This window comes from Paenibacillus sp. JNUCC 34 (assembly GCF_058269055.1).
On record NZ_CM177770.1, the window covers coordinates 2,010,541 to 2,037,344 of the forward strand.

At 47.1% G+C, this 26,804-nt stretch carries 25 protein-coding genes; 22 read left to right on the plus strand and 3 right to left on the minus strand.

What is annotated here, in order from left to right:
- Positions 1-95 precede the first annotated feature (95 nt).
- The 6 genes from fabG to ftsY all read left to right on the plus strand — a co-directional run bounded on the left by fabG (position 96) and on the right by ftsY (position 8,111).
- Positions 96-845: a 3-oxoacyl-[acyl-carrier-protein] reductase gene (gene fabG, locus AC2TF5_RS09470; protein WP_491301923.1), complete on the plus strand. Its 750-nt coding sequence runs from the start codon at positions 96-98 to the stop codon at positions 843-845.
- Positions 846-956: 111 nt separating this feature from the next.
- Positions 957-1,190, plus strand: a complete 234-nt coding sequence (gene acpP / locus AC2TF5_RS09475; protein ID WP_046677908.1) for an acyl carrier protein — start codon at positions 957-959, stop codon at positions 1,188-1,190.
- A gap of 160 nt (positions 1,191-1,350) precedes the next feature.
- Positions 1,351-2,589: a beta-ketoacyl-ACP synthase II gene (gene fabF, locus AC2TF5_RS09480; RefSeq protein ID WP_491301924.1), complete on the plus strand. Its 1,239-nt coding sequence runs from the start codon at positions 1,351-1,353 to the stop codon at positions 2,587-2,589.
- A gap of 12 nt (positions 2,590-2,601) precedes the next feature.
- The gene (gene rnc, locus AC2TF5_RS09485; protein WP_491301925.1) at positions 2,602-3,300 is read left to right on the plus strand and encodes a ribonuclease III; all 699 of its coding nucleotides are present in this window, start codon (positions 2,602-2,604) and stop codon (positions 3,298-3,300) included.
- A gap of 215 nt (positions 3,301-3,515) precedes the next feature.
- Entirely contained in the window at positions 3,516-7,085 is a 3,570-nt protein-coding gene (gene smc, locus AC2TF5_RS09490; protein ID WP_491301926.1) for a chromosome segregation protein SMC, read from the plus strand.
- Between the two features lie 27 nt (positions 7,086-7,112).
- The gene (gene ftsY, locus AC2TF5_RS09495; RefSeq protein ID WP_491301927.1) at positions 7,113-8,111 is read left to right on the plus strand and encodes a signal recognition particle-docking protein FtsY; all 999 of its coding nucleotides are present in this window, start codon (positions 7,113-7,115) and stop codon (positions 8,109-8,111) included.
- Positions 8,112-8,268: 157 nt separating this feature from the next.
- Here the strand turns inward: ftsY and AC2TF5_RS09500 are convergent, their stop codons facing one another.
- Both AC2TF5_RS09500 and AC2TF5_RS09505 read right to left on the minus strand, forming a co-directional pair.
- Complete coding sequence (locus tag AC2TF5_RS09500) at positions 8,269-8,478, minus strand: LSm family protein (RefSeq protein ID WP_491301928.1); 210 nt, start codon at positions 8,476-8,478, stop codon at positions 8,269-8,271.
- Positions 8,479-8,513: 35 nt separating this feature from the next.
- Positions 8,514-8,819 (minus strand): hypothetical protein, encoded by a 306-nt coding sequence (locus tag AC2TF5_RS09505; protein WP_491301929.1) that lies wholly within the window; start codon positions 8,817-8,819, stop codon positions 8,514-8,516.
- A gap of 214 nt (positions 8,820-9,033) precedes the next feature.
- On the opposite strand from AC2TF5_RS09505, the gene trhA reads away from it, so the two are divergent.
- From trhA to AC2TF5_RS09585, 16 genes are all read left to right on the plus strand, one after another.
- The gene (gene trhA / locus AC2TF5_RS09510) at positions 9,034-9,681 is read left to right on the plus strand and encodes a PAQR family membrane homeostasis protein TrhA (RefSeq protein WP_491301930.1); all 648 of its coding nucleotides are present in this window, start codon (positions 9,034-9,036) and stop codon (positions 9,679-9,681) included.
- A 136-nt stretch (positions 9,682-9,817) separates the two neighbouring features.
- Complete coding sequence (locus tag AC2TF5_RS09515; protein WP_491301931.1) at positions 9,818-10,168, plus strand: putative DNA-binding protein; 351 nt, start codon at positions 9,818-9,820, stop codon at positions 10,166-10,168.
- 30 nt (positions 10,169-10,198) lie between these two features.
- A complete protein-coding gene (ffh, locus tag AC2TF5_RS09520) occupies positions 10,199-11,578 on the plus strand; it encodes a signal recognition particle protein (RefSeq protein ID WP_491301932.1) in 1,380 nt (459 codons plus the stop codon).
- A gap of 53 nt (positions 11,579-11,631) precedes the next feature.
- Positions 11,632-11,904, plus strand: a complete 273-nt coding sequence (gene rpsP, locus AC2TF5_RS09525; protein WP_006211361.1) for a 30S ribosomal protein S16 — start codon at positions 11,632-11,634, stop codon at positions 11,902-11,904.
- 21 nt (positions 11,905-11,925) lie between these two features.
- Complete coding sequence (locus AC2TF5_RS09530; RefSeq protein ID WP_006211360.1) at positions 11,926-12,156, plus strand: KH domain-containing protein; 231 nt, start codon at positions 11,926-11,928, stop codon at positions 12,154-12,156.
- 127 nt (positions 12,157-12,283) lie between these two features.
- Positions 12,284-12,808 carry a ribosome maturation factor RimM gene (rimM, locus tag AC2TF5_RS09535; protein WP_491301933.1) on the plus strand — a complete coding sequence of 175 codons (525 nt, stop codon included), beginning with the start codon at positions 12,284-12,286 and terminating at the stop codon, positions 12,806-12,808.
- A 1-nt stretch (position 12,809) separates the two neighbouring features.
- Positions 12,810-13,640 carry a tRNA (guanosine(37)-N1)-methyltransferase TrmD gene (gene trmD, locus AC2TF5_RS09540; protein WP_491301934.1) on the plus strand — a complete coding sequence of 277 codons (831 nt, stop codon included), beginning with the start codon at positions 12,810-12,812 and terminating at the stop codon, positions 13,638-13,640.
- A gap of 85 nt (positions 13,641-13,725) precedes the next feature.
- Complete coding sequence (locus AC2TF5_RS09545) at positions 13,726-13,917, plus strand: hypothetical protein (protein WP_491301935.1); 192 nt, start codon at positions 13,726-13,728, stop codon at positions 13,915-13,917.
- 383 nt (positions 13,918-14,300) lie between these two features.
- On the plus strand, positions 14,301-18,137 hold the full coding sequence (locus AC2TF5_RS09550; RefSeq protein WP_491301936.1) for a beta strand repeat-containing protein: 3,837 nt from the start codon (positions 14,301-14,303) through the stop codon (positions 18,135-18,137).
- A gap of 574 nt (positions 18,138-18,711) precedes the next feature.
- A complete protein-coding gene (gene rplS, locus AC2TF5_RS09555; protein ID WP_491301937.1) occupies positions 18,712-19,056 on the plus strand; it encodes a 50S ribosomal protein L19 in 345 nt (114 codons plus the stop codon).
- A 103-nt stretch (positions 19,057-19,159) separates the two neighbouring features.
- Complete coding sequence (gene lepB / locus AC2TF5_RS09560; RefSeq protein ID WP_491301938.1) at positions 19,160-19,777, plus strand: signal peptidase I; 618 nt, start codon at positions 19,160-19,162, stop codon at positions 19,775-19,777.
- Between the two features lie 49 nt (positions 19,778-19,826).
- Complete coding sequence (gene ylqF, locus AC2TF5_RS09565) at positions 19,827-20,693, plus strand: ribosome biogenesis GTPase YlqF (protein ID WP_491301939.1); 867 nt, start codon at positions 19,827-19,829, stop codon at positions 20,691-20,693.
- 214 nt (positions 20,694-20,907) lie between these two features.
- Positions 20,908-21,525 (plus strand): ribonuclease HII, encoded by a 618-nt coding sequence (gene rnhB / locus AC2TF5_RS09570; RefSeq protein ID WP_491302848.1) that lies wholly within the window; start codon positions 20,908-20,910, stop codon positions 21,523-21,525.
- An 80-nt stretch (positions 21,526-21,605) separates the two neighbouring features.
- On the plus strand, positions 21,606-23,717 hold the full coding sequence (locus tag AC2TF5_RS09575) for a TP0910 N-terminal domain-containing protein (protein ID WP_491301940.1): 2,112 nt from the start codon (positions 21,606-21,608) through the stop codon (positions 23,715-23,717).
- On the plus strand, positions 23,714-24,013 hold the full coding sequence (locus AC2TF5_RS09580; RefSeq protein ID WP_491301941.1) for an EscU/YscU/HrcU family type III secretion system export apparatus switch protein: 300 nt from the start codon (positions 23,714-23,716) through the stop codon (positions 24,011-24,013). Before AC2TF5_RS09575 ends, AC2TF5_RS09580 begins: the two co-directional genes overlap by 4 nt.
- Positions 24,010-24,396 carry a YraN family protein gene (locus tag AC2TF5_RS09585; RefSeq protein WP_491301942.1) on the plus strand — a complete coding sequence of 129 codons (387 nt, stop codon included), beginning with the start codon at positions 24,010-24,012 and terminating at the stop codon, positions 24,394-24,396. The genes AC2TF5_RS09580 and AC2TF5_RS09585 overlap by 4 nt, the downstream gene beginning before the upstream one ends.
- Positions 24,397-24,547: 151 nt before the next feature.
- On the opposite strand, the gene AC2TF5_RS09590 is transcribed toward AC2TF5_RS09585, so the two are convergent.
- Complete coding sequence (locus tag AC2TF5_RS09590) at positions 24,548-26,167, minus strand: YifB family Mg chelatase-like AAA ATPase (protein ID WP_491301943.1); 1,620 nt, start codon at positions 26,165-26,167, stop codon at positions 24,548-24,550.
- Positions 26,168-26,804: the final 637 nt, after the last annotated feature.

Here is a 26,804-nt window from a genome sequence, read left to right on the forward strand (position 1 = left end):
ATTCAAGATTCGACGTCGATTTCGCTTCTTGAATCACTTCGTGATGAGTTGAAACAGCAGTTACATGGGTAAACTCGGGGAAAGGAGGTACATTCATGATCGAAGCTTTAAAAGGGCAAGCGGCTCTGGTTACAGGCGCTTCCCGCGGTATCGGGCGTAGTATTGCACTCGCATTAGCGGACATGGGGGCGAATGTCGCTGTGAATTATTCCGGTAATGAGGCTGCCGCCAATGAAGTTGTAGCTGAAATACGAGCCAAAGGTGTTGAGGCGATTGCCTTGAAATCCAATGTCGGAATCAGCGCCGAAGCCGATGCTCTCGTTAAGCAAGTAATCGATGCATGGGGCAGAATTGATATTCTGGTGAATAATGCGGGGATTACTAGAGATAATTTAATCATGCGGATGAAAGAAGAAGAATTCGATCAAGTGATCGAAACAAATCTAAAGGGTGTGTTTAACTGTCTCAAGGCGGTAACTCGTCCGATGATGAAGCAGCGTTATGGGCGCATCATTAATATTTCATCTGTTGTAGGAGCACTCGGTAATCCGGGACAGGCCAACTATGTTGCCGCGAAGGCAGGAGTCATCGGTTTGACGAAATCGGCAGCTCGTGAGCTTGCTTCTCGTGGAATTACAGTAAACGCGGTTGCGCCTGGATTTATTGATACAGACATGACGCGTGAGCTGCCGGAAGACATGCGTGAAAAGCTTATGGGAGATATCCCGCTTGCACGTCTTGGAAAGCCGGAAGAGATCGCAGATGTCGTTACTTTCCTGGCCTCTTCCGCAGCGGCTTATATGACAGGGCAGACTCTGCACGTAGACGGCGGGATGTATATGTAAGGACATTTCTGTCATGACAGAAAAGCCGCCGGACTAAAAAACGTTTTCAATTGCCTTCTATGGCAATTTGAAATCATATCTCGTATAATTACCAAAGAGGAGGTGAGCCGGATGTCTGATGTATTGGAACGCGTGAAACGCATCGTCGTCGACCGCCTGGGTGCTGACGAAGCCGACGTAACACTAGAAGCATCTTTCAAAGATGACCTTGGAGCTGATTCTCTCGACGTAGTAGAATTGGTAATGGAATTGGAAGATGAGTTTGATATGGAGATCTCTGATGAAGATGCGGAGAAAATTACGACCGTAGGTGAAGTTGTTAAGTACATACAATCTCATACCTAAGTCTTAAAGTTGAGTCCCGTTCTTGTTGTAAGGCGGGACTTCTCCACATTTCAAGAAAATGATTTTCATGTATGAAATAAATATTGATATATTATTGCTGCCCTGAATTTTCTCGAGTGTTTTGGAAAGATAAGGGTAGTCCACATAGAGGTGAGTCTGTTTGAAACAAAGAGTGGTTGTAACAGGAATGGGTGTCATGACCTCCTTGGGTCAAGACCTCGAAACATTTTGGAATAGTCTGATGAGTGGTAAATCTGGGGTGTCGCATGTTGAAGCCTTTGATGTCAGTGGCTATACGACACAGATTGCCGCATCGGTGAAGGATTTTAATCCGGAAGATTACATGGATCGCAAGGAAGCGCGCAAGATGGACCGTTTTGTCCAGTTTGCGGTTGCAGCCGGCAGTAAAGCGCTTGAAGACAGCGGAATTAAGATTGGTGTTAACGCTGAAGCAGAACGTGTCGGTGTATCGATTGGCTCTGGTATTGGCGGATTGGGAACATGGGAAGACCAGCATAACATATTGCTGGAAAAGGGCCCTAAGCGTGTAAGTCCGTTTTTCATTCCGATGATGATCGCTAATATGGCTTCTGGCCAAATGTCGATTAACTTAGGTGCCAAGGGACCGAACACAACTCAAGTGACCGCCTGTGCTACTGGCAGCCACTCTATCGGTGATTCTTTACGTTTGATTCAGCGCGGAGATGCTGACGTCATGGTGTGCGGCGGTGCTGAAGCTACCATCCGTCCAACAGGCATGGCCGGTTTCTGCGCGATGCGTGCGATGTCAACCCGTAATGATGAGCCTGAGAAGGCAAGCCGTCCGTTTGATACTGGACGTGACGGATTCGTAATGGGTGAAGGTGCTGGAGTGCTGATACTGGAATCTTTGGAGCATGCGCAGAAGCGCGGTGCCAAAATTTACGCTGAGGTTATCGGTTATGGATTAAGCGCTGATGCCTACCACATTACCGAGCCTAATCCGGATGGTGCAGCACGCTGTATGAAGATGGCTATTCGAGATGCAGGTATTACTCCGGAAGATATTGATTACATCAATGCTCATGGAACATCCACACCGGTTGGCGACCGTTCGGAGACCAAGGCAGTCAAGATGGCCTTGGGCGATCATGCTTATAAAGTTGCGGTGAGCTCCACCAAATCGATGACAGGCCATTTGCTTGGTGCTGCAGGCGGCGTTGAAGCCGTTATTTGTGCACTGAGCCTTGGAAACCAAACGATTATTCCTACGATTAATCTCGAGGATCAGGATCCAGAATGCGATCTAGATTATGTGCCAAATAAACCAAGAAAAGCCGAATTGAACGTGGTTATGTCCAATTCGTTTGGATTTGGGGGCCACAACGCCACCATTATTCTGAAAAAATACGCCGAGTAAGGGGACAGTGTGTTGAGTGGAGATCTGAAGCAGTTACAGCATAAACTTCAAATCCAGTTTCGTAACGGGATGTTGCTGAAGCAGGCCTTTACCCACGCCTCATATGTCAACGAACATCGTTTTAGCCAGAGTCAGGATAACGAGCGTCTGGAATTTTTGGGTGACGCTGTACTGGAGCTCACGGTGAGTGAGTTCTTGTACAACCTTTACCCAGATCGTCCAGAAGGGGAACTGACAAAACTCCGGGCCGCAATCGTTTGCGAGCCTTCGTTGGTCAAATTTGCTGAAAGACTGGATTTTGGCCGTTATGTGCTCTTAGGCAAGGGAGAAGAAATGACGGGCGGACGAACTCGCCCGGCTCTTCTTGCCGACGTGTTCGAATCTTTTGTGGGGGCGCTCTATCTCGATCAAGGGTTAGAGGCAGTTCGTTCATTTTTGAGTGATCATGTATTCCGATCGGTCACAGTGAACGGCCGGCCTCAAATGAGCGATTATAAGACCGAGCTTCAAGAATTAACACAGCATCACGGTATGGGTACGCTGGAATATCGTATCGTTGAAGAGCGGGGACCTGCGCATGAACGTGAGTTTGTCTCTGAAGTATTTATGGGAAGCGAATGTCTTGGACGCGGCAGTGGCCGATCTAAGAAAGAAGCCGAGCAGCAGGCAGCGGCGGTAGCCTTAAAGCAGCTGAAACGCGCAAACACCTAAGCTTCGCCGATGTGAGGACAAACAAAGAGCAAAGATCAGTCAAGAGGACAACCGGAAACCCGAGTTCACGACTGTTTTTTGCTCTTTTTCGTTGTCCTTCCCTTAGAAGATGAATGGAACTTGATGTTAAGAGCAGCTTCCTTACATACAGGGATTTAACGACAGCTTGAGGTTATTCGATATGGTACAATAACGGTAGAGGTGATTTGGAATATATGTTTTTGAAACGGATAGAATTAGCGGGTTTCAAATCGTTTGCCGACAAGACGGAAATGGAATTCGTTCGGGGAATTACCGCAGTGGTCGGCCCAAATGGAAGTGGTAAGAGTAATATCTCTGATGGCATCCGCTGGGTTTTGGGTGAACAAAGTGCGAAATCACTTCGTGGCGGCAAGATGGAGGATATCATTTTTGCCGGAAGTGATGCGCGTAAGGCTGTGAACTATGGCGAAGTATCCTTGACTTTGGATAATGAGGACCATGTGCTCCCGCTTGATTTTAATGAAGTGACTGTAACCCGTCGTGTACACCGCAGCGGTGATAGTGAATATTTGATTAACAAACAGTCATGCCGACTGAAAGATATAACTGAATTGTTTATGGATACCGGTATCGGCAAAGAGGCGTATTCCATTATCGGACAAGGCCGGATCGAAGAGATTTTGAGTACTCGTTCCGAGGATCGCCGGGGTATATTTGAGGAAGCTTCGGGTATCGTGAAATATAAGTCCCGAAAGCGGGAATCTGTACGCAGGCTGGATGAGACGGAGCAGAACTTACTTCGTATCCACGATCTTGTAACTGAGCTTGAGGACCAGATTGGACCATTGAAGGATCAATCAGAGAAGGCAATACGTTACAAGGAACTTAAAGAGCTATTGAAGCGCCAAGAAATATCGTTATATGTGTATCAGATTGAACAGATTCATGGCGCATGGAGTGAGGCGAACGCCAAGCTGGAGCAGCTGAAGGAAGAGCAGCTGGCGTTGTCTACCGTGGTGTCTGCACATGATGCCAAACTGGAGAACGATCGTTCAGCACTCCGTCAGCTGGAAGAGGAAGTTGAAACAATCCAGAACCAGTTGCTGCAGTACAGTGAATCATTTGAGAAAAATGAGGGTTACGGTGAAGTTCTAAAGGAGCGTCGCCGAAATCTGGAGCGGACTCGCGATCAGTTATCCCAGAACGTAGAATCTGGTGACACCCGGCTGAATGACCGGCAGGAAGAACTGGCCGCAATGAAGGTCAAGCTTGGAGCTCTCCAGAAAGAGCTGGCTGAGCTGAGAGATAATCTTTCTGCAGAGGAAGCCAAGCTGGTGGGCGTTACTGGCGGAATTAGCCAACAGCAAGAAGAGAGTTTGAAAGGTAACCTTCTGGAGCTAATGAACCGGATGGCCCAGGCTCGCAATGAAATCCGTTATGCGGATCAGCAGCAAGAGGCGTTAGGACGCCGGATGAATCGGGCTGAAGAGGAGTCCGGCAAATGGGAAGGTCAGAAAGAGGAACTGCTCAGCCGCAAAGAGCAGATCAACCGTAATGTTGAACGATTCGGCAAGGAGATTGCTGAACTTCGCAACGGATATATTACGGAGAGCGAGCGATACAATTCGTTACAGAAGCTGCTGGAGGAAAGTCAGAACGCACTTCGCAAATGGGAACAGAAGCGGGAAGCGCAAATTTCCCGTCGTGATACGATGAAAGAAATGCAAGATGATTTCGACGGCTTTATGTTGGGTGTTAAAGAAGTGCTCAAGGCATCCCGTAAGTCTGTCCTGCATGGGGTTCACGGAGCAGTTGCAGAGCTAATCCGTGTGCCGGAAAAACTGGAATTAGCCATGGAAACGGCGCTCGGTGCATCTGTACAGCATATCGTTATGGATAATGAAGCTGTTTCACGGCAAGCTATATCGTTTCTGAAGCAGCGTCAGCTGGGTCGTGCCACATTCCTGCCACTCGACGTTATTCGTCCGCGTCAGGTTTCAGCATCGGATCGTTCAATGGCTGAAGGCGAGGCTGGCTTCGTTGGGTTCGGGTCAGAGCTGGTTCAATATGATCCGAAATATAGCAGCATCGTTGGCAGCTTGCTCGGTAATGTAGTGATTGCGGAGACGCTGGAGCAGGCTAACAAAATTGCTGCCCGGTTCCAGTATCGCTACCGTGTCGTAACTCTGGAAGGAGACGTGGTCAATGCCGGCGGCTCTATGACAGGCGGTAGCCATCATAAGAAGAGTAACAACCTTCTGGGACGTAAGCGCCAACTCGATCAGTTGGATCAGGAAATTACGGAGACTGAGAAGCAGATCAGAAAGCTGCAACAGGGTGTTGAGCAGGTTAGAGGTCAGATGGTCGAGTCTCAGGACAAGCTGGATGAGCTGCGGAAATCCGGTGACGATAAACGAATAGAAGAGCAGCAAGCATCGGGTGATCGGAAACAGCTGGAGCATGAACTACGTCATGTTTTGGAGCAGGCAGAGCTGGCAGGTCAGGAAAAGACAAGTCACGAGCAGGAAGCCAAGGAGATTCAGGAGAGCCGCGCTCGTGCAGAAAAGCTGCTTTCTGAGCTGGAGGCTGAGGAAAAGGCGACACATCAGGCTATACAGGCTGCTGAGTTCGCTCGTAAGGCTAACGAATCCGCTAAAGACGAGCTTCAGACACAGCTGACCACACTCAAGGTTCGAGAGGGTAAGCTGGATCAGGAAACTTTCTCGCTTGAGGAGCAATTGAAGCGACTTCAGTCCGATGTGGACAATCACGAGAAAGAGCAGCGACAGAACCGGACGATGCTATCCTCCGTAGTGGCGGAATTGGAACAGAATGCTGCCGAGAGTGTAAAACAGATCGAGGATCTGAACCATTTCAAATTGAAGAAGGACGAGGCCTCACAACAGCTTGAGTTTAAACGGGCATCCCGTGCACAGCTCAGTCGAAAGCTAGAGCTGGAGGAAAGTGAGACGAAGGAACAGCGAACTCAGCTGAGATCTGTTGAGGATCAGCTCCGTCAGACCGAGATTGGTGTAAACCGTCTGGATGTGGAACTGGAGAACATTTTGAAAAAATTGAGTGAAGATTACGAGCTGAGTTATGAGCTCGCGAAACATCGTTATCCCGTGCCTGAGGATGTGCCGACTGTACAGAATGAAGTGCGCGACCTGAAGCGCAGTATATCGGCACTGGGTGACGTCAATCTGGGAGCGATCGAGGAATACCAGCGTGTTAACGAACGCTATCAATTCCTCAGCGAGCAGAAGGCTGACTTGGTGGAAGCGAAGACAACACTATATCAGGTCATCAAAGAGATGGATGATGAGATGTCCAAGCGCTTTAAACTGACCTTTGATGCGATTCGCAAAGAATTTGGCACGGTGTTTACGAAACTGTTTGGCGGAGGAAGGGCAGATCTGATCCTCATAGATCCAGAGCGTTTGCTTGAGACAGGCATTGATATCGTGGCTCAGCCTCCAGGCAAGAAGCTTCAGAATCTTCAGCTACTCTCCGGCGGAGAACGGGCACTGACCGCAATGGCGCTGTTATTTGCGATATTGCAGGTTAAACCGGTGCCGTTCTGTGTTTTGGATGAGGTAGAAGCAGCCCTGGATGAAGCAAACGTCGTCCGATTTGCTCAGTATTTACGTGAGTTCTCGGAGCAAACCCAATTCATTGTTGTCACACACCGCAAAGGTACGATGGAAGAAGCCGATGTATTATACGGTGTGACGATGGAAGAAGGCGGCGTGTCGAAGCTCGTCTCCGTTAAGCTTGAGAGCGAGGAAGCGGAAATCGCCTAACTATATACAATCACATGGAGGAAACATATGAGCTTTTTTAAGAAACTTAAAGAGAGCATTTCGAGCAAAACAGAAAGTGTAACAAAACAATTCCGTGATGGTCTGGAGAAAACCCGTAAAGGGCTTGTGGAAAAGGTTTCGGATTTGATGATTCGCCGCAAAAAGATTGACGAGGAGTTTTACGAAGAGCTCGAGGAGATTCTTATCGGCGCCGACGTTGGCGTAAACACGGTAATGGACTTGATGGATGACCTGCGTGACGAAGTAAAGAAACGCCGTATTGAAGACGCTGCTGATCTTCAGCCGGTCTTGTCCGAGAAACTGATGGGCTTGCTTCGAGGTGACAACAATAATGAGCTCCGAATGAATCCGGACGGGATTACCGTCATATTGTTCGTGGGAGTCAATGGGGTTGGCAAGACGACAACCATTGGTAAGTTGGCACATCGTTTCAAACAGGAAGGCAAAAAAGTGCTTCTTGCCGCTGGTGATACGTTCCGTGCCGGAGCAATCGAGCAGCTGGAAGTGTGGGGAGAGCGTGTCGGGGTTGAGGTCATTAAGCAGCAACCGGGCTCGGATCCGGCGGCAGTGATGTTTGATGCGGTACAAGCCGCGAAGCAGCGTCAAGCGGATGTTCTGTTATGTGATACAGCGGGACGCCTTCAGAACAAGACGAACCTAATGGAAGAGCTGAATAAAATCTTCCGTGTCATCCAGCGTGAAATTCCAAGCGCTCCTCATGAGGTGCTAATGGTATTGGATGCTACAACGGGCCAAAATGCACTGAGCCAGGCAAAGCTGTTTGGCGAGAAAAGCGGGGTTACCGGCCTCGTACTGACGAAATTGGACGGTACGGCTAAAGGCGGTATTGTTGTGGCCATCCGCCAAGAGCTAAATCTGCCGGTTAAACTGGTGGGTCTCGGTGAGAAAATGGGCGATTTGCAAACCTTTGATTCCGAACAGTTTGTGCACGCATTATTTGCCGGGCTGATTAAGGAAGAAGAGGGTACGGAAGATTCCGTGTAACGCAATGTATTGATATAGACAAGCAAGAGGATCCACTTGTGTAGGTCCTCTTTTTTGTTTTTCTTATGAGATAAGAAAGAGTAAACAGCATCCTTCTCTCGTAAGAATAAAATACCGCTAAAAGTGGTCTGTCTTCTTTGAGATACGTCAATAGACGTTATTCTAATGAGGAGACAATACGGATAAATTCAACAGATTGCAGGGGAATCGTCACTGTGTCAGTGGGGGGGCCGTGAATGATGGGAAGAATTTTCAGAGAGAGAGTCGATTCATCAAAGTCTATTAACGTTCCGACAACGATATCACCAGACACGGTTACTTCTACCCCCGATCCGAGAAAGCCTCTAAGCCAATCGACATAGCGCATACCTTATACACCACCTTTCTATATCCGCATGAGCATTAACGAACAGAGTTTATTTTTGAGAATGGAATCAGTACGAGGTCTCCCGAAGGCTCGCGAAGCTGGACACCATCATCTGCGGTTGCGATAACTATGCCCTCAAGCGTGACAAACATCGTGCTGACTCGAACCCTTTGGCTCGTCCGATTTCCAAAATAATCAATAAATGACGGGATGATGATAAGTCCGGTCAACAGTTGATATTCAAGAGATTGGACCCGGTCGGTTAGCAATTCAGTCTGTAGGCTGAGAACTTCCACTTGACGAGTTAATTTTTTTGCTTTGGTGAAGAAACACATAGGCATAGGTCTGATCCTCCTTTCAACGTTCTACGACATTATATGTATTGATAGCTTAATAGATTGGATGAAAGGAGGACTTGTTCAAAAATAAGTTTAAACTATCATCGTCTATGGAACTGCAATTTTGAGAATGAAGGTGATGCTTCTTCTCGGCTGGATTTGAATAACAGAAGCGCTTATAATGAGGAATAAAGATTAGAACGAAAGGAAGTTGGTTGTGGCGAATACTTATACTTATCCCCGCAGGGAAGAAATAGCCAACGCAATTACTCATGGTATTGGCGCCGCGCTCAGTGTAGCCGCTCTCGTGCTGCTGATTGTCTTCTCCAGTATCGAAGGAACTGTCTGGCATGTGGTGAGCTTTACGATTTATGGAACAACCATGCTGCTTCTGTATCTGAATTCCACACTGGTTCACAGTTTTAAGGAAGGGAAAGCGAAGGATGTGTTTGAGTTCCTTGACCACTCTTCCATCTACTTGTTTATCGCCGGAACCTATACTCCATTTTTGTTAGTAGCGGTTCGAGGAACTCTTGGATGGAGCTTGTTCGGGATCATCTGGGGCATCGCTTTGTTCGGGTGTATATTTAAAGCCTTTTTTGTCAAAAGGTTTCTGTTCATGTCCACGGTGTTTTACATTGCAATGGGGTGGCTGATTGTCATTGCGTGGAATCCGTTGACAGCGGTTATCGCTCCGCAAGGCATAAACTTATTAGTTGGTGGTGGTTTGCTATATACGCTCGGCACCATTTTTTATGTATGGAGAGGCTTTCCGTTCCATCATGCGATCTGGCATCTGTTCGTATTGGCAGGCAGTGTGCTGCACTTTTTCGCAGTACTGATCTACCTGCTGCCAATTCGCTGATTGCTTGAAAAATATAAGAAAATTAAAAGAGAAGGATGACAAGGAGAAAAGCTTGACATCCTTCTATGTTTTTTGTATGATAATGTTCGTTAAGTGAACTGTAAAGTGTTTTTCCTTGACGAGGGGGTGCCCTTAAATGAGTCAGGAGAACCGACTCGAGAAGACGAACCGTATTAATCTGCTGTTCGATTTCTACGAACGACTGCTTACAGAGAAGCAGCAGACGTTTTTAAAGCACTATTTTCATGAGGATTTCTCCTTGGGTGAAATTGCGAGTGAGTTTGAAATTAGCCGTCAGGCTGTTTATGAGCACATCAAGCGTGCAGAACAGGTGCTGGAGACTTATGAAGAGAAGCTCGGTCTTATGAAAAAGCACGAGGAGCGTCTCCATGAGCTTGAAAAGCTGAGAAATCTACTTAGTGATAGCACCTTGAATGAACACGATAAGAAAATAATGACCGATATGGTAAATCAACTCATGTTATAGGATTAAGAATGTAGGACGGAGGTGGCGGATATGGCATTTGAAGGATTGACCAGCAGGCTGCAGAATGTGTTCAGCAAGCTTCGCGGTAAAGGTAAAGTATCCGAAGAGGATGTAACTGAAGCCATGCGCGAGGTTCGTCTGGCACTTCTTGAAGCCGACGTCAACTTCAAAGTAGTAAAAGAATTTGTGGCCAAGGTCAAAGAAAAAGCTATTGGCAAGGAAGTCATGGACAGCTTCACGCCGGGTATGGTTATCATTGACATCGTCAACAAGGAACTGACAGAGCTGATGGGCGGAAGCCAGTCGAAGCTCGTGAAGAGCACTAAGCCCCCAACCGTTATCATGATGGCAGGTTTGCAAGGTGCCGGTAAGACAACAACTTCGGGTAAACTTGCCAAGCTTCTTTTGAAGCAGAACAGCCGTCCGCTACTCGTAGCAGGTGATATCTATCGTCCGGCAGCGATCAAGCAGCTGGAGGTTCTGGGTGAGCAGATCAAGGTACCTGTGTTCTCTCTTGGTGACAAAACAAGCCCGGTAGAAATTGCGAAGCAAGGTTTGCAGCATGCCAAGGATAATGGTCATGATTATGTCATTATCGATACTGCCGGACGTCTTCATGTTGATGAAGAGTTGATGGAAGAGCTGAAACAGATTCACAGTGTTGTGAATCCGGATGAAGTTCTGCTCGTCGTGGATGCGATGACAGGTCAGGATGCTGTCAATGTGGCAGACAGCTTCAATAAACAGTTAGAGTTAACCGGTGTTGTATTGACCAAACTTGACGGTGACACTCGAGGCGGTGCCGCATTGTCTGTTAAAGCGGTCACCGGATGCCCGATCAAGTTCGCAGCACTCGGAGAGAAAATCGACGCTTTGGAGCCGTTCCATCCGGAGCGGATGGCATCCCGGATTCTCGGAATGGGTGATATGCTCTCCTTGATCGAGAAGGCTCAGTCGAACATCGATGCTGATAAAGCGAAGGAAATGGAACGGAAGATGCGTAATGCTGAGTTCACGTTCGAGGATTTCCTGGAGCAGATGGAGCAGGTTAAGAAGCTTGGTCCACTGGACCAGCTAATGGACATGATTCCGGGTATGGGCAAGATGAAGCAGACGAAAGATCTCAAGGTAGATGAGAAGCAGATGGGTCGCATCGAGGCGATCGTGCACTCCATGACAACCGAAGAGAAGCAGCAACCGGACATCATCAATCATAACCGCCGTAAGCGGATTGCAACCGGTAGTGGTACATCGCTTGCCGAGGTTAACCGCCTCATCAAGCAGTTTGATGAAATGCGCCGGATGATGAAGCAGTTCTCTGATATGATGGGTCCAAAGGGCGGCAAGAATAAGGCCATGAAGCAGTTAAAAGGTTTAACTGGTAAAGGAATGAAGTTCCCTTTCCGTTAAGGTTCAAATAGAGGAAAGAAACAGGACATTTTTTGAAGGAGGTGAATTTTCAAATGGCAGTACGTATTCGTCTGAAACGTATGGGTGCTCACAAAGCCCCTTTCTACCGCGTGGTGGTTTCTGATTCCCGTTCCCCGCGTGACGGCCGTTTTATCGAGGAAATCGGTTATTACAATCCGGTTGCTCAACCGGCTGAAGTTAAGATCGATGAAGAAAAAGCGCTCAACTGGCTTCAAAACGGTGCGCAAGCATCCGATACTGTTCGCAACTTGCTGAGCAAGGCGGGCGTTATGAAGAAGTTTCATGAGCTTAAGCATCAGAAATAAGACTGATCGCGAGGGTCATCTATGGAAGAATTAGTTCGTGTAATTGCTAAGGCTTTAGTGGATCATCCAGAAGATGTGACTGTGAAGACAGTTGAGAAGGAGCACCTGATTGTATATGAACTGTACGTGCATCCTGACGATGTCGGGAAGGTCATAGGCAAGCAGGGGCGAATCGCCAAATCACTGCGTACGGTCGTAACATCAGCGGCAGTTAAAATGGATAAACGGGTGACCGTTGATATCATTTCTTAAGAGACTTTTTCTTAAAGATATACGAAAGGGGGTTAGGATGCATGTCCTAGCCCTTTTTCGTGCATGCTGAAGAAATCCGGTAGGTCGGAATGTGATCTGAATTCATAACGAGATGCAGGAGGAAGACATGTCTGAGAAGTTATTTACCGTAGGGAAAATCGTGAATACACACGGTATTCGCGGCGAAATTAAGGTGGTGCCACATACGGATTTTGCAGAGCAGCGTTTCGCGAGTAAAAACCAGCTGTTTATCGTGTCGCCAAAGGGTGGCAGACCTGTACCCGTAACGGTGGAATCATCCCGTTTTCATAAAAACATGTATGTCATCAAGTTTAAAGAAATTAGCGGAATCAATGAAGCTGAGAAATATAAAGAAAGTCTCCTTAAGATCAGTGAAGATCTTCAAGAGGAACTTCCGGAGAACGAGTATTACTTTCATGAAATCATCGGCTGCCGTGTCATCACTGATGACGAGCCTGCTGAAGAGTTAGGTACAATTACGGAGATTCTGACACCGGGTGCTAACGATGTATGGGTAGTGAAAACTCCAAATGGTACAGAAATCCTTCTTCCGTCCATTCCGGATGTAGTGCTGGATGTGGATAAAGCCTCCAAAATTGTTCGGGTTCACCTGATGGAAGGATTGTTATAACATGAAGGTTGATGTTCTGACGCTGTTTCCTGAAATGTTTGACGGTGTATTCCATTCCAGCATATTGGGTAAAGCTGCTGAGAAGGGAATCGTCTCTTTGAATGCGGTTAACTTCCGCCAGTATTCCGGCAATAAACACTCACAGGTGGACGATACGCCTTATGGAGGCGGGGGCGGAATGGTTCTTAAACCGGATCCGATCTTTGCGGCTGTTGAGGATTTGCTGTCATCGACGTCGGCAGCTTACGGAAGTGATACGGATTCGGATACTGCTGTGGTTGACGAGGTATCTTCAGTACAGGTCGTGGCTCATCAGAAGCCACCCCGTGTTATTTTGATGTGCCCACAGGGTGAAACGTTTACGCAGAAAAAAGCGGAGGAGCTTGCGCAGGAAGAACATTTGGTATTTATTTGCGGCCATTATGAAGGTTATGATGAACGGATTCGTGAATACCTGGTAACGGATGAACTATCCATTGGTGATTATGTGCTGACAGGCGGAGAGCTTCCGGCCATGGTAATCATTGATTCAGTTGTCCGGCTTCTCCCTGGAGTCCTGGGTAATGAAATGTCTGCCGTTACTGACTCGTTCAGTACAGGTCTGCTGGAATATCCGCATTATACTCGTCCGGCTGAGTTCAGAGGATGGAAAGTGCCGGATATCTTGTTGAGCGGCCATCATGCGAATATTGAGGTGTGGCGCAGAGAGCAGGCGTTGCAGAGAACCTGGGAGCGGCGTCCGGAATTGTTGGAAAGTCTGGAGCTTACCCCAAAAGATAAGATTTTTCTGGAAAAACTTCGTGTGAATCGTGAACGTGAGAATCATGAATAATGAATTAAAGAATATATCGAAGAGGAAGTCCTTTGCGGATTTTCTCTTTTTTTGTGGGGAAATGTTACATAATGGATGAGCTCTGTTGCATAACATACTGGTATTCGTCATTTGTTTTAATCTGTCTAGAGTAGGATCCGTTTCGAATCAGAAATTTCGTCAGAAATGGAGTATTGGCCGGATTGCGTTCGAGATTGACCATTATGGGAATAATGCGAGTGACATCGTTACCAGAGAGGTACATTTTATTCCTGCCAGGCATGTGGTGAAACGATGAAGTACTGAGATCGCTCTATTTATGACTTACTTTAAGCAATCTTCCTGAACAAGTAGAGGATGATTGTTTTTTTGTTAGTGGGAGCAGAACTGGAACGAGCTAAAGGGAATAATATGTCCTATAGGTATATGTCCTATAGGTATATAGGCAACGGGAAATCATTGGTGCAGCGATGACAATTTGGGAGGGAGAACATGAATCTGCAGAAGAGGCCTAGTGGTAAAAAATTCAAGATAAAGAGAGCTGAAGATCATCCTAAAAAGAGAGGTTCTCGAACTAGAAAATTTATACAATTGATCAGGCAACTGAGCGCTGATATACCAAAGGCGTTCACGGACAGGGGGGACGGGAGTTTTGTACTACTTAAATCGCAGGTGCAAACTTTGAACAGACTAATTCAAAATATGCCAATTAGTATGCGTGAAAAAAGGGCGATTTCAAATGCCGCACAGCAAAAAGCTGTAATCTCAAACGTGTCCGACCCGATCATGGTTGCAAAAGGATTAGAGCAATTTATAAATGCAGTAATGATTTCAGCTGTTCGCATCGGTGTGCGAAAGGATATTGAGACTATTGTGAACGACGGTCTAAGGGTTATAAGGCAAGTGGTGGAAACCGGAAATGGCTCAAATACACTACGGGATCCTGCATCATTAATAAATTCGCTGGATAGTTTACCGTTCTTTATAATGAATGCGATGACTCAACCGGGGATGGAAACAAGAGAGAAGCTAAGGAGTGTATTAAGCGAAATTAGCGAGCAGACTGTTTTGTTAGGAGCCACAACTTTGAAGAGCAACAGGCTTCGCGAAATAGAACAAAATATTATCAATCTCTTGGAACATGACCCTATTCCAGCAGTGCTAATTAACGAGGTATTGACTGATTATTTAACCACTTTAGCAGCATTAGTCCCGACTTTAAATATATCGTTAGCTGGAGAGGCATCATTGTTTCGATCATTTAGTGCGGTATCACATTCGAGTGCTGAGAGTGTTTATGGGGTTACGGTTATGCAAGCGTTAGAGGGGGTATCAGGAGCAACTGGAGAGACTGGAAATAAAGGGTCTACCAGAGCAATAGGACAAATACGGGCTATTGCTATGACAAGAGGCACAAGAACAACGGATGAAGTAGGCGGTGAGACAGGAGAAACGGGAGAGGTGGTAACTGAAGTAAAGGGGAAAACTGGAACAACGGAAGCAGTGGGAGAGATAGGAATAATGAGTGGAACTGGGGCAACAGAAGAAACAGAAGAAACAAAAGCCATAGGAGCAACCGGAGAAATAGGAGGTATGGGATTTTTTGGATTTATTGGATCTAGAGAAGAGACTGGTGTAACGGAAGGCACAGGATCCACCGGAGTCACAGGTGACGAAGAAGGTGCAACGGGAGCTATTGGAATATCTGGAGAAACAGGAGTAACGGGAGTAACGGAAGAAACTGATGAACCAGGAGCAAGGGGTGAAGCAGGAGTAACTGGCGAAACAGGAGAAACTGGTGTAACAGTAGCGACGGGAGTCACAGGAGGTACCGGCGAAACAGAAGTAACAGGGGAAACAGAGGTAATAGGGGAAATAGAAGCAACTGGAGTCACAGAAGTGACAGATGGAATTGGGGCAACAGAGGTAACGGGAGTAACAGAAGCAACAGGTAACTTAGGAGCTTTAGGTGACACAGAAGCAATCGGAGCATCCGAAGTAACGAAAGTAACTGGCGAGACAGGAGAAACTGATGTAATAGTAGCGACGGTAGTCACAGGAGGTACGAGCGAAACAGAGGTAACAGGGGAAACGGAGGTAATAAGTGAAGTAGAAGCAATTGGAGTCACAGAAGTGACAGGTAGTACAAGGGCAACAGAAGTAATGGGAGTAACAGAATCAACAGGTAACTTAGGAGCTTCAGATGACACAGAGGCAATCGGAGCATCCGAAGTAACTGGCGAGACGGGAGAAACTGGTGTAACAGTAGCGACGGTAGTCACAGGAGGTACGAGCGAAACAGAGGTAACAGGGGAAACGGAGGTAATAAGTGAAATAGAAGCAATTGGAGTCACAGAAGTGACAGGTAGTACAAGGGCAACAGATGTAACGGAAGAAACAGAAGCAACAGGAGAGACAGAAGGAACAAGTAACTTAGGAGCTTCAGATGACACAGAGGCAATCGGAGCATCCGAAGTAACGGAAGTAATTGGCGAGACAGGAGAAACTGATGTAACAGTAGCGACGGGAGTCACAGGATGTACCGGCGAAACAGAGGTAACAGGGGAAACAGGAGCAGCAGAGGTAATAGGTGAAATAGAAGCAAATGGAGTCACAGAAGTGACAGGTAGTACAAGGGCAACAGATGTGACGGAAGAAACAGAAGCAACAGGAGAGACAGAAGGAACAAGTAACTTAGGAGCTTCAGATGACACAGAGGCAATCGGAGCATCCGAAGTAACGGAAGTAACTGACGAGACAGGAGAAACTGATGTAACAGTAGCGACGGTAGTCACAGGAGGTACCGGCGAAACAGAGGTAACAGGGGAAACAGGAGCAGCAGAGGTAATAGGTGAAATAGAAGAAATCGGAGTCACAGAAGTGACAGGTAGTACAAGGGCAACAGAAGTAACGGAAGAAACAGAAGCAATAGGAGGGACAGAAGTAACGGAAGAAACAGAAGCAATAGGAGGGACAGAAGTAATCGGAGTAACGAGTAAAACTGGAGTAATAGTAGCTACAGATGGAACAGGAGTAACAGGGTTAACGGGATCAACTGTGGTAACGGGAGTTACAGGTGAAGTTGGAGCCATGAGCGAAGCAGGAGCACTGGAAGAGATAGAAATAGCCGGCGGAGTAATAGGTGTGACGGGAGAAACTGGTGTAACAGTAGCGACGGTAGTCACAGGAGGTACGAGTGAAGCAGAGGTAATAAGTGAAATAGAAGCAATTGGAGTCACAAAAGTGACAGGTGGAACTGGGGCAACAGAAGCTACGGGAGTAATAGAAGCAACAGGAGAGACAGAAGGAATAGGTAACTTAGGAGCTTCAGATGACACAGAGACAATCGGAGCATCCGAAGTAACGGAAGTAACTGGAGAGACAGTAGAAACTGGTGTAACAGTAGCGACGGTAGTCACAGGAGGTACCGGCGAAACAGAGGTAACGGGCGAAACAGGAGCAGCAGAGGTAATAGGTGAAATAGAAGCAACTGGAGTCACAGAAGTGACAGGTGGAACTGTGGCAACAGAGGTAACGGGAGTAACAGAAGCGACAGGTAACTTAGGAGCTTTAGATGACACAGAAGCAATCGGAGCATCCGAAGTAATGGAAGAAACAGAAGCGACAGGAGAGACAGTAGAAACTGGTGTAACAGTAGCGACGGGAGTCACAGGATGTACGAGTGAAATTGAGGTAACAGACGAAACAGGAGCAACTGAAGTAACGGGAGAAATAGAAGTAGCTGAAGTAACAGGTGCGACGGGAGAAACGGGAGCCACAGACGAAATAAGAGCTACAGGAGAGAATGGAGCTACAGGTAGAACAGAAGCAACTGGAGTCACAGAAGTGACAGGTGGGACGGAGGCAACAGATGCTACGGGAGTAATGGTAGCCACAGACGAAACAGAAGCAACAGGTGACATAAGAGCTACAGGAGCCACTGGAGCTATAGATGAAACAATAGTAACGGGCGACACAGGAATAACCTGTGAAACCGGAGCAATAGCGAAAATAAGTGCAGCGGGAGTTAATGGAGAGACTGGCGCAACAGGAGTTACAGATACTATAGAAGCTGCTGTAGAAGCCGCAGAAGCAACTGGGACTACCAGCAACGCAACAAGGATTGGTGGAAGTGTTTTATACAACAGTAATGGAGTAGTAGAGACTATTGCTTCTAATACTCCTGTCACATTTAACCAAATTAGTTTGCAAGGGGTAACCTTTAATGGAACTACTACTATGACCATAGTTACCGCGGGTTACTATTATTTTGATTGGCAAGTTTATTATGCTAGTGGGCAAACTGCACCAATCACCTTTGGTATCGTCATTAATGGTAATACAACAAGCACAGCTAATATAAAGCTTAATTCGAAAAATGCCAGATTGTCTGGATCGGCGGTTATCAATTTGGCAGTCGGTGATGCCGTTCAATTATATAACTTATCTCCCACTTCAAAATCACTTACAGCGACTTCCGTTGGAGCGAGAGTATCGATGTTCCAAATCGGGACTTAACACGAATATTTAATTACAGATTCTAGTCTAAAAAGCCCTAGCCTTTAGGCACTGGATGAATCGGCTTAGGGCAAGGGCTGTCATTAGACAGCTAATTGTCCTACACTGCCAGTTAGGGTATAGTGAACGAATGCTCGCTCTTTGAAAATAGTATACATAAGGGGTTGTGGCGACTAACTCTTTCGCCACGTAAAATGTATGAAGTCGTCAAGAACAAGACGCTAAAACATTTGAGCAAACAACCTGTCTCATCTGGTAACAGGGTGAGAGCCTGAGATGCTAAATGCACTGTCTCAGGAGGGGCGTTAACTACTCAAGAATCCTATCTGCGCCAGCAGACTTGCCCCTTTAGGGGTGGGAATGTCAAGATCATACACTTACATTGTAAGATGAATTTTATTGTTCCCCATTGGGACGGATAAATGATCGTAGAGTACAAAGTACTTGCTTCTACCCATGAATTATGTTAATATTTCTTTTGTTGTGAATACGGTGGTCCGCTGCGGATAATGATGGGGAACAAGAGGTTTTCCGGAAGAGGTAAGAACGCCTGTGTGAGAGGAGGGAGTCCTAGATGAATATCGTACAAGCGATTACTCAAGAGCAACTTCGCAAGGATATTCCGAGCTTTCGTCCTGGCGACACTTTAAAAGTGCACGTTAAGGTTATCGAGGGATCTCGTGAACGTATCCAGTTGTTCGAAGGTGTTGTAATTAAACGTCGCGGTGGCGGAATCAGTGAGACTTTTACAGTTCGTAAAATTTCTTACGGTGTTGGTGTGGAAAGAACTTTCCCAATCAACTCGCCAAAAATCGAGAAAATCGAAGTGGCTCGCCGTGGTAAAGTGCGTCGTGCGAAGCTTTATTATCTTCGTGAACTGCGCGGTAAAGCAGCGAGAATTAAAGAACTTCGTCGTTAATCAACTGACGGTAAAAGGGGCTTGTACGTATATACAAGCCCCTTTTGTATATCCAAAAATGATTATATGCTGTAGCTCATCAATACAGAGAGGACGGTGAATTATGCAGCAGGATACACAGCAAGAGACATTTGAAACGGACGAGGCAGAGAAACCGGTTAAGAAGAAAAAGAATGAAGTGGTGGAATGGCTTAAGGCTCTTCTTATTGCATTAGTTCTTGTGGTTCTCATTCGCTGGCTTCTCTTTAAACCATTCATTGTGCAAGGACCGTCAATGCAGCCTAACTTTGTAACGGGACAGAAGCTCATTGTCAATGAGATCCTGTACGATATCCGTAAACCGGAGCGTGGAGAAGTTGTCGTATTCCATGTGCCTTCTGAAGGAAGAGATTTCATTAAGCGGGTAATTGCAGTAGCCGGAGATACAGTTCAGGTTGAAGGAGACAAAGTACTCGTTAACGGAAAGCCTGTTAATGAAACCTACATACAAGAAGCTATCGATCAAGCACATGAAGATGACAGGCTCTATAACAGTACGAACTTCCCGAATGCGCATTTCTCGGATGGAAAGGTACCTGAAGGTCATGTGTTTGTAATGGGTGATAATCGTTCTAATAGTACAGACAGCCGGATGATCGGTTTTATTCCATTGGAAGATATCGTAGGCCGGGCTGACCTGATTTTTTGGCCGATAAAAGATATTGGTTTGATTAATCACTAGCAGGGAATATAAAGAATAATGGAATTGGAATTTTTGTGAGGTGACGACGTTGACGATACAATGGTTTCCAGGACATATGACAAAAGCACGCCGTCAAATACAGGATAAACTGAAGTTGATTGATGCTGTTATTGAGCTGATCGACGCCAGACTGCCGCTATCTAGCCGTAATCCGATGATCGACGATATTTTGCAGGGAAAGCCGCGACTGATCATTATGAACAAGGCGGATCTGGCAGACCCTGAGGTGACTCGTCAGTGGCTGACGTATTTTAAAGAGCAGGGCCATACGGCATTCCCGGTAGACGCTTCGACAGGCACGGGTGTTAAAGATATACCAGATCAGGTGAAACTGCTGCTTAAAGAGAAAATCGACAAACAGATAGCCAAAGGTATGAATCCTCGGGCCATGCGTGTTCTGATTGTAGGTATTCCGAATGTAGGTAAGTCCACCTTGATCAACCGATTAGCAGGGCGCAGTATTGCTGCTACAGGAGACCGTCCGGGTGTGACAAAGGGCCAGCAGTGGATTAAGGTTGCAGGTGGTGAAATGGAACTGCTCGATACGCCGGGTATTTTGTGGCCGAAATTTGAGGATCAAAATGTTGGATATCGTCTCGCAGTAACCGGGGCCATCAAAGAAGAAATATTGAACGTCGAGGATATCGCCTTTTTTGCGGTTAAATACTTGTCTAAATATTACTGGGAACCCATGAGCGAGCGATTTGATCTGAAGCAGCGTCCAGAGGATTTTGAGAATCCGGATGAGATTGTGACAGTGATGGAGGACATTGGCCGTAAGCGCGGTTGTATCATGAGTGGTGGGCGAGTGGATTTGGAAAAAGCCTCAAGCACCTTTTTACGTGAACTGCGGGCCGGAAAGATGGGGCGCTTCTCAATGGAATCACCCTACTAATTGAACATTGGAAACCACCGGTAACGGTGGTTTTTTTGTGATGTTTTTCCGTTAAGAGGCGGGATTGATAGTATTGATGAGCTTAAGGATGGGTGGTTGTTCACGGCTGCATATGATATGATTTGTCTAATAGATTTGTAGATTCGAAGTGCAGGTATCGAGACAGAAGATTGAATCAGAAGCCTTATTTGCTAGGCATCGAGGAGTTATTATGATGAGTGATTTGTTGTTATATGAACGTGAGTACTGGACCCGGTATGTACATATTGCAGGAATTGATGAGGTAGGGCGAGGTTGTCTGTTTGGGGATGTTGTTGCCGCTGCGGTTATTCTGCCAGAAGGATTAGTTATTGAAGGAATTAATGATTCAAAGAAGTTGAGCGCTAAGAAGCGTGATTCGTTGTATGATCTTATTATGGAACATGCGCTTGCTGTTGGCGTTGGACAGGTGGATGCTGAAACAATCGATCGGATTAACATAAAACAGGCGGCTAGGTTGGCAATGAAAATGGCTTTGGAGCAGCTGGTGGTAACTCCACAATTTTTGCTTGTCGATGCGGAAAAGGTAGACTGTAACATACCGCAGCTTGCCATCATTAAAGGAGACGCAAACAGCCAATCCATTGCAGCAGCTTCTATTGTAGCGAAGGTAACGCGGGATCGACTGTGTGAAGGAGCTTGGAATACCGCTTATCCAGAGTACGGAATCGCCATACATAAGGGATACGCAACTAAACTGCATCGTGAGCAGATTTCCATTCACGGTCCAACACCGCTGCATCGGCGGAGTTTTTTGAAGAATATTGAAGTTGAACAGTTGTCTCTATTTTAAAATCTTGTGCAGCCCGCCTTGCAAAAAGGCGGGCTGCTGCCGATATATAAGGAAAATGGATGTTTTGGGAGGAACAAATCGTGAACATCGGATCGTTGATTCGTGGTCTTCTTGGAGAGCAAAAGGTAGGCGAAACGAAAACGTTAGAAATGAAACCGGGTCAGGTGGTTCGCGGTATCGTCATGAATGTATCGGAAGACGGACAGGAAGCGGTTGTACAGATTCAGGGAGTACAGGTGAAAGCCAAACTTGAAACACCGCTTCGGGCAGGAGAAACAGCGCTACTTCAAGTCCAACCGCCAGGTGAAGAAGGAACAACGGTACTAAAACCGTTGAGTCAATCTCCAAACCAGACGCTTACACCGTCCTCAATGGTTGAGATACTTGAATTCGCGAGTCTGCCGGATACGAAGGAAAACCGGGAAATGATTCGTGGTATGCAGATGGTAGGAATTCCATTAACGAAGGAAAATATAGCTCAGTTTAAAGAAATGCTTGCCATGAAGCCAGTCCAAGTACCTTTAACGGAGTGGATCGAGGCATCTGCTATTGCGTTTCACCGTGGGCTGCCTATAACACCAGAGAGCGTTAAAGGGCTGCATCAAGCTGTGTTTGGTCCTCAACTACACGAGTTGCTAAAGTCTCTGGAGAATCAGCTTGCTGAATTACTGCGGGGTAGTCAATCGAATGAGCAGCATATTGGCAAAAATATTGGCTCATCAAATACGGCAGCGTTAGCTACGGAGACAGCTGGTGAGGCTGCACCCTCAATGGGCGCAGGCGATAAGCCGACGATTGCCGCTGAAACGGCACGCGGAGGGCAGCAGGCCTTGCTGACGAAGCTGCAAGACCTGCTGCAGCAGCTGCGCGCAGGCACCGCGCAGCAAGGGCCTTTGGCCGGTGCACCGCTTCAGCCGGCCAAAGGCCCTGCCGGAACGGCCATGCCGCCGGCAGCAGGGCAAGCCGCCGCACCCACAGGGCCGGCGGCAGAGAGCGCGCCGCCGCCTTCGGCGCAAGCGGCGCAGCCTGGCGAAGGGGCCGCAGGCCCTTCGCCGAAGCCGCCCACCCACGGGGCGGAGCCGTGGGTGGGGCGGCTGCTCAAGCTGCTCGGTGCAGAGCACGAGCAGCAGGTGTTGCGCGGGGCGCAGCCACCCGCGCAGCAAGGCGGCGGGGCAAGTGGGAGCCCCGTCCAAGGCTCGGCGGCAAGTACCGCGGCCGCCGGCCATACCGGGCCCCTGAACCCGCCTAGCGGAGGTTCGGGTCCCGGTCCCAACATGGCTGCAGAAGGATTCCAGGGAGCTTCTGCAGCGTCAGCAGCTCAAGGAACGGCTGCTGCTGTGAATGAACGGACGGGGGTCTCACAAGTTGCCCAGACAGCTCAACGTGGAACGCAAACCCAGGAGATTGGCCTCGCTCAGGGAGCTAACAACACTACAACGCAGACGACACAGACCACGCAGACGACACAGGCAGGGCAAACAGCACAAACAGCGGCGGCACAGGGAAATTCCGTTAACAGTTTGCAGGGGCCTGCTGCGAACATGGCAGCTTCAGGTAACTTTACAATGGAACAGACAATGGCGAACCTTGGCTCCCAGATTCCCAATACAGCGTCAGCTGTAAACGGCAACAGTCCAGCGGATGGTCATGACACGTTGAAAGGACTGTTGCTTCAGCTTGCAGCGAGCAATGATATGCCACCTGTCCTTAAAGAGGCAGCCCAGCAATTGATACAACATCTGACGGGACAGCAGCTTTTGCTTAATACGGATAGAACGGCACCGTTCGCCCAGGTTACGATGTTTATTCCGTTACATGGGTCCGATGGACAGCAAACAGCATCCGTACATATTCAGTCACGGAGAGGCAGAAAGGGCGAGCTCGACGCAAGAAACTGCCGCTTATGGTTTGATCTGGATATGAAACATCTGGGGCCAACCGTCATTGATGTTCATGTAGTAGACAAGATTGTAAGTCTTCATCTACGGAATGATCAGCCTTGGGTCTCGGAATTGTTTGAATCCAGAAAAAGCGAGCTCGCGGCAGGAGTAGAATCAATCGGTTATCAGCTGTTCAGTATGAAGACAAGCCCCTTTCCTGAGATCACCGAGCTTGGGGCTGACAGCTCTGCAGGAGGTACGGCAGCAGAGTATACACCGCAGACCTATAAAGGGGTGGATTATAGGATATGAAGGGGAAAGAACCCGAATTAGCTTTGAAAAAAGCGGTAGCCTTAAAATATACCCCTGGTGAGAGCGATGCACCGATCGTAACGGCCAAAGGACAAGGCAAGCTGGCAGACACAATCCTGGAACGAGCAAAGGAACATGGTGTCCCGGTTCAAGAGGATGCTGCCCTGGTAGAAGTTCTCTCTAAGCTCGATTTGGATCAGCAGATTCCTACAGAGCTATATCAGTTGGTGGCCGAAGTTCTAACCTATGTCTATCAGGCGGATGGATTGGCTAAGGAAGGGAGTCGACCTTTATGAGACCTATGTCAGAAGGAAGGAAAGATACCCGTAAGCAAAAGGGAGCAGTAGCAGAAGAAGCTGCAGCCTCTTTCCTGGTTGAACGTGGTTTCAGCATATTGGACCGTAACTGGCGTAATCGAACGGGGGAAATTGACATCATTGCGAACGACAGAGGGACGCTCGTGTTTGTCGAGGTACGGAGTCGAAGCGGTACGTCTACATACGGCACGCCATCCGAATCGGTTAACCATCGGAAAATCGCCCAAGTCCGCAGTATCGCCCAGCAGTATATTCATTACAAAAAAAACTATGACATACCGATTCGATTTGATGTGGTAGCTGTAATACTTAAGCCGGATATGAGTGTGGACTCCATTGAACTTATAGAGGCTGCCTTTTGAGCAGCCCTTGTCAACGATGGCAAGATAGAGAGGTAGCAGGCTAAGTCCGTTTCTAATCAAAAGAATATCTCTAAAAAAAGCCGACATTTCATGGGTCAATTGAAAAACCGTGAAATGTTGGCTTGTATTGTTTTGTTTATTTCAAAATCATCTAATACATTGCTTCATCCGTCTGTACGGTTTGTTTATCGAGTTGACGATATTGAATCGCTTCAGCAATATGACCGGAATTTATGCCTGAAGACCTCTCAAGGTCAGCAATGGTTCGGGCCAGCTTTAATATGCGGTCATATGCACGCATGCTAAGTCCTAGCATATCGAGTGTGGAATGGAGAAGATCGGCAGCAGTACGATCAAGCTTGGTAAACCGCCTGAGGGCGCTGCCAGAAAGCTCACTGTTCCAGTTGAATGGAGTATTACGGTAACGTGCCAGTTGAACACTCTGGGCTAGATTCACCTGAACACGCATCTCCTCCGAGGACAGCGGATTTGCTGCTCCCGGCCACTCTTTGGGTCTGGGCACGTCTACCTGGAGATCAATACGGTCAAGCAGTGGACCTGATATTTTGGCTCTATATTGTGCAATCCTATGCAGACTGCATGTACAGCGGTGATGTGGATGATCACTGCCATAGAATCCACAAGGGCAAGGATTCATGGAACAAGCGAGCATAAATTGAGCAGGAAATGTAAATACAGCTCGGGCGCGGCTTATCGTTACTTCACGATCCTCCAGCGGCTGTCTCAATACTTCCAACACACTTCGGGAGAATTCAGGCAGCTCATCCAGAAACAATATGCCTCTATGTGCTAGACTGACCTCGCCGGGCTTCGGAATCGTGCCGCCGCCGATAAGTCCGCCCGAGGATATCGTATGATGAGGTGAGCGGAAAGGACGCTGCCGCAGGAGTTCTTCGCTTTGTTTTAGCTTGCCGGCTGCACTGAAAATTTTGGTCGTTTCCAATGACTCTTGTTCACTCAACGCAGGGAGGATAGAAGGGAGCCGTTTGATGAGCATCGTCTTGCCGGTGCCTGGTGGTCCAATGAGCAGGATATTATGCATTCCAGCGGCCGCGATGGTTAAGGCGCGCTTAACATGCTGCTGTCCAAGCACATCGCTGTAATCTTCGAATGAAATCCTATCTGTATCCTTAATAAAACTCTTAGTATGGGTTGATTCCGGCCGATAACATAAGTGGGACAGTGAGACTGCTATAGGCTCACCGTCTTTTTTACGTGACTTCGTATTTCTATCTCTGTATTCTAATTCCTCGACCTCAGTTAGATCTGCTAAATGACTAATCCCGTATATGTTAATTCCAGCGATTAATGCTGCTTCAGGAGCGTTCTCCCGGGGAAGGAGAACCCCTTCAAAGCCCTCGCGTTTGGCGCGCTCTACCATGGAAAGCACCCCTGTAACCGGCCTGAGAGAGCCGTCCAGAGCGAGTTCCCCGATCATCAGCAGCCGATCTGGGGAGGTCAATGTAAGCTGTCCGCTTGTCATCAAAATCCCTAAAGCTATAGCCAGATCAAAGGATGAGCCTTCTTTACGTAAATCAGCAGGAGCTAAATTCACAGTGACTCTTTGCATGGGATAGGTGAAGCCACAATTTTTAATGGCGGCTCTGACCCGTTCAACCGATTCACGGATGGATGAGTCGGGAAGACCGATGATGGAGGTTTGCGGCAGCCCATTGGCAAGGTCCACCTCTACTTGGATGATAACACCGTCAATGCCGTACAGGCATGCGCTGTGAAGTTTGCCATACATACCAAAAAAACACCTACTTTCTGATAGATCCCTACCTCAGAGGCGGGGGATGTTATCCGAAAAAAGGTGCTTCCTTATTTTCGCGCTATTTGTATCTATTTTATATAAAAGTGAGAGGGGAAGTCAATAAAGGACATTAGCCATAACACAGCACATTTAGTGATTATCGGATCATTGCCATGTTTGCAAAACCATTTGTTTGATCTAGCAACCTCTTTCGTATGAGTGACAAACGGGAAGTAAATGATAAAACCTTTTGTAATCTGTTCATGCTATTGGTAAAATATTCTTGTGCAAGCTTTCTTAACTTATTTTAAACGAAGTTCTCAAAAGGGTTAAAAAATATTGAGAAATTGGGGAGGAAACGATGACAATCCTTTGGGAAAACATTGTGATAACATTAATTGCAGGAATCATAGTCATCGCCATAGGGATTTTTATAACCAAGATCATTATTAAAAGTTTTAGGAAATGACACTAAGAGAGTACTGAAATATCGTTAAATCAGCACCTTTTCTTACAAAAGTTTCCAAACATTCTCTAGTTGGAATCATATCCATATCAAAAAACTGTGGATAAGTTGTGAACTTTTTAAGGTAAGCGTTTTAAAAACATGTTACAATAGCTTGGGTTTGTA